This window comes from Streptomyces torulosus, from assembly GCF_001419765.1.
GTDB classification, from domain to species: Bacteria; Actinomycetota; Actinomycetes; order Streptomycetales; family Streptomycetaceae; genus Streptomyces; species Streptomyces torulosus.
In genome coordinates this window covers 1-4,199 of sequence record NZ_LIRK01000263.1, presented here as the reverse complement: position 1 = coordinate 4,199, position 4,199 = coordinate 1, and the positions used below count along the sequence as shown (strand labels likewise).

The 4,199-nt window shown below is 73.1% G+C and carries 3 protein-coding genes; 1 reads left to right on the top strand and 2 read right to left on the bottom strand.

Annotation, left to right across the window (positions count from 1 at the left end):
• Window positions 1-371: 371 nt before the first annotated feature.
• On the bottom strand, window positions 372-1,250 hold the full coding sequence (locus tag AOK23_RS19145) for an aminoglycoside phosphotransferase family protein (RefSeq protein ID WP_055713917.1): 879 nt from the start codon (window positions 1,248-1,250) through the stop codon (window positions 372-374).
• A gap of 477 nt (window positions 1,251-1,727) precedes the next feature.
• Between AOK23_RS19145 and AOK23_RS19140 the strand changes: the two genes are divergently transcribed.
• Entirely contained in the window at window positions 1,728-3,140 is a 1,413-nt protein-coding gene (locus AOK23_RS19140; protein WP_055713916.1) for an NAD(P)/FAD-dependent oxidoreductase, read from the top strand.
• Window positions 3,141-3,170: 30 nt separating this feature from the next.
• On the opposite strand, the gene AOK23_RS19135 is transcribed toward AOK23_RS19140, so the two are convergent.
• Window positions 3,171-4,199, bottom strand: a 1,029-nt coding sequence (locus tag AOK23_RS19135; RefSeq protein ID WP_055713915.1) for an MFS transporter, incomplete at its 5' end; no start/stop codon positions are given.

The window sequence follows — 4,199 nt, the reverse complement described above, 5'->3', positions numbered from 1 at the left end:
AGATGTGTATCAGAGAAAGGAGTCGGACGGGGGGTGCGTGGCCTGCGCCGACGCGGGGGTGAGGACGAGGCCGAGCAGGAGGAGCGCGGCGGTGAGCAGGACGGATCGTGCCGGTCTCATGGGGGGCTCCTGGCGGTCGAGGGATCGACGGAGGGGCACTTCGTGCCAGTGGTGCCGGTCGTGCCAGTGGTGCCGGTGGTGCCGGTATTGCCGGTCGTGCCGGTGGTGCCGGTCAACTAGAAGGAAACCTTCCTAACAGATATGAGTAGCGGTTGGTCCGGACCTTTGCAAGAGGTGTGACGGGACCAACCGGGGCGGCCGAGCCCGCCCCAGGGCCGGGGCTTCGCCCCGCGCGCGCTCCGGCGGGGCGTTCAGCGCAGTCGGCGGGCGATCTCCAGGTCGTTCGGTTGGAGGGCGCGGCCCTCCTCGATGTCCCACAGGGCGTTCTGGAGGAGGCGGGCGAGCGTCCAGGCTCCGGCCCGGCGGCGGTCTAGGCCCAGGACGTCGGTCATCGCGTCGAAGCGCCAGCGGACCTCGGCGGGGTCGAAGCGGTTGTCGAGGGCGGGCCAGAGGTCGAAGCCGGGGTCGCCGGCGAGAGGCTTGGGGTCGATGGCGAGCCAGGGGGCGCGGTCGGCGGCCAGGACGTTGTCGAAGTGCAGGTCCCAGTGGAGGAGCCGGTCGCCGGGCTCGTCCAGCACCTCGCGCAGGGCGGCGGCGCAGTCGGCGATCAGCCGGCGGTCCCCGGGGTCCGCGATCCGGGCCAGCACCGCCGGGGTCCGCTCCAGCATGCCGGCCCCGATGTCGGACAGACGCCGCAGGCCCTCCGGGGCGGGCGTCGCCGTCAGGTGGGCGAGCAGACGGGCGATGACCAGGACGGCCTTGCGGGAGTCCGGCTCGTGGGACAGCATCCGGGCCGGGTCGAGGCGTTCGAGGAGCATGGTGCCCGTGCCGTCGTCGTACCGCAGGAGCCGTACGGCCCCGTCGCCGTCCCAGACGCGCAGGGCGACCGGCTCGCCCTCGCTCTCCTCGTCGAGGATCTGCAGTTTGAGGACGGCCGGGGTGCCGTCGGCCGTGTCGACCACGGGGACGACCAGGGCGCACATGCCGTGCATGGGGGTCCCGTCGAGGCGCAGCCCCCAGCGGTCCAGGAACTCGGCGGTCAGCCGGGGGAGCCCGGCGACGAACCGCCGGCCCGCCGCTCCGTTGATCTCTTCCTGAGTCTCGGCCAGTGCCTCGGGAACATCGATCATGCGGGCGACCCTACGTGCGCGGCGTCTCGGAATCCCTTGAATTTCCGGCCCTGCGAGGGGTCGGGAACGACGGAATCCGAAGGAGACAACGCCCGTCGGCAGGGGTGGTAGCTGCTTGCCACAGAGTGCGCACGAGGCCGAGTTAGCTCGATCGTGTGATCGTCCACTTGTGAGCTTGCGGCGTCCTGGGCTGATCGGGCTAAACGTGGTCGTGCGATCCGGGACACCGGGTACGGCGTCAGCGTGCGGGGCCCCTGCTCCACCAGAGGATGGTTCAGGGCCTCCCCGTCGCCGCTGGCCGTACCTATAGGCCAGGTCGCGCAGGGAGCCGGCCTCCCGGGCCCGGACCACGCACAGGATGCGTGTCGCCGCCCCGGGGTCGAGTACGCCGGGGACCAGTGCGCTCAAGACCGTTCGGGGCGTGCGGCTGATCAGGCTCACTTCTGCTCAGTCCAAAGGAACGGTTAGCGTCCGGCCATGAGCAGCACGGACGCGACCGCCTCCACCGTCAACGGCGGGATCTCCTTCTGGTACGCGCAGGCCGGCATCCCCGCGCCGAGGGAGCCGCTCACCGGGGACGCGACCGCCGACGTCGTGATCGTCGGCGGCGGGTACACCGGGCTGTGGACGGCGTACTACCTGAAGAAGGCCGCGCCGGCGCTGCGGATCGTCGTCCTGGAGCAGCGGTTCTGCGGGTACGGGGCCTCCGGGCGGAACGGCGGCTGGCTCTACAACGGGATCGCCGGGCGCGACCGGTACGCCCGGCTGCACGGGCGGGAGGCCGCCGTGCGGTTGCAGCGGGCCATGAACGACACGGTCGCCGAAGTGGTGCGGGTCGCGGCGGACGAGGGCGTCGACGCCGGGATCCACCGGGGCGGCGTCCTCGAAGTGGCCCGCACCCCAGCCCAGTTGGCGCGGCTCAAGGCGTTCCACGAGCACGAGGTGGCGTACGGGGAGGACGACCGGGAGCTGTACGGGGCCCGGGAGACCGCCGAGCGGATCCGTGTCGCCGGTGCCGTCGGGTCGACGTGGACGCCGCACGGGGCGCGGCTGAACCCGGTGCGGCTGGTGACGGGGCTGGCGGACGTCGTCGAGGGGCTCGGGGTGACCGTGCACGAGCTGACGCCGGTCACCGAGATCCGGCCCCGGCACGCGGTCACCCCGTACGGCACGGTCCGGGCGCCCTATGTGCTGCGCTGCACGGAGGGGTTCACGGCCAACCTCAAGGGCCAGAGGCGGACCTGGCTGCCCATGAACTCGTCGATGATCGCCACCGAGCCGCTGACCGCCGAGCAGTGGGCGTCGATCGGCTGGGACGGGCGGGAGACGCTCGGCGACATGGCCCACGCGTACATGTACGCCCAGCGCACCGACGACGACCGGATCGCGCTCGGCGGGCGCGGGGTGCCGTACCGCTTCGGGTCCCGGACCGACAACGACGGGCGGACGCAGCCGGCGACGATCGAGGCGCTGCACGAGATCCTCGTCGGCTTCTTCCCGTCGCTGACCGGTGTGAGGGTGGCACACGCCTGGTCCGGTGTCCTCGGGGTGCCGCGCGACTGGTGCGCCACGGTCACCCTCGACCGGTCGACGGGGCTCGGCTGGGCCGGCGGCTACGTCGGCTCCGGCGTGGCCACCGCCAACCTCGCCGCCCGCACCCTGCGCGACCTCGTCCAGCGGGACTCGGGGCAGGGCGGGGAGACGGAGCTGACCTCGCTGCCGTGGGTGAACCACCGGGTGCGCAAGTGGGAGCCGGAGCCGTTGCGCTGGGCGGGCGTGCAGGGGATGTACGCCACGTACCGCACCGCCGACCGGCGCGAGACGGCCTCGCTGCGCGCGGAGTCGTCACGGCTGGCGCGCTGGGCGGACCGGGTGGCGGGGCGGCACTGACGTCGGCCGGGTCGTCCCCGGCCGGCCCGGTCAGGCGGGGGCGTGGCGGGGGGCCTTCGCCGTGATCGTCGTCGCGGCGAGGGCGCCGGCGAGGAGGAGGATGGCGGCGGCCCACCACAGGGCGGTCGTGTAGCCGTGGACGACGCTCTCGCGGGCCGTGGCGGCGGTGCGGCCGTGGGCGGTGACGTAGGCCGTGGCACCGGTGGTGGCGATGGTGTTGAGCAGTGCCGTGCCGAGGGAACCGCCCACCTGCTGGGCGGTGTTGACGGTCGCGGAGGTGACGCCCGAGTCGTGCGGGGCGACCCCGGCGGTGGCGGTGGAGAAGACCGGCATGAACGTCATCCCCATGCCGACCCCCATCAGGACGAGGGCCGGGAGTACCCCGGTGACGTAGGCCGAGTCGACCGTGAGCCGGGTCAGGGTGGCCATGCCGGTCGCGGTCAGCAGCGTGCCCGGGACGATGAGGAGGCGGGGCGGCACGCGGTGCATGAGGCGGGCCGAGATCTGGGTCGAGCCGGTGATGATCGCGGCGGTGAGCGGCAGGAAGGCGAGCCCCGTCCGCATCGGCGGGTAGCCGAGGACGACCTGGAAGTAGTACGTCATGAACAGGAACATCCCGAACATACCGCCCGTGGCCAGGGAGATCGTCAGGAAGCAGCCCGCGCGGTCGCGGTCCTTGAGGATGTGGAGGGGGAGCAGGGGGTACGGGGTCGCGCCCTGGCGGAGGACGAAGCCCGCCAGGAGGGCGGCGCCCGTCGTGAGGAGGGTCAGGACCCGGGGGTCCGACCAGCCGCGCGGTTCCGCCTCGCCGACGGCGTGGACGAGTGCGAGCAGACCGCCCGAGCCGAGGAGCACACCGGGTACGTCGAGCCGGGCGCCCCTCGCGCGGGGGTGGTCCCGCAGGAGGACGAGCGCGCCGGCCAGGGCGGCGCCGGCGATGGGCACGTTGACGTACAGGCACCAGCGCCAGTCGAGGTGCTCGGTGAGCAGACCGCCCGAGATCAGGCCGAGCGCCGAGCCGCTGCCCGCGATGGCCCCGTAGATGCCGAACGCCTTGGC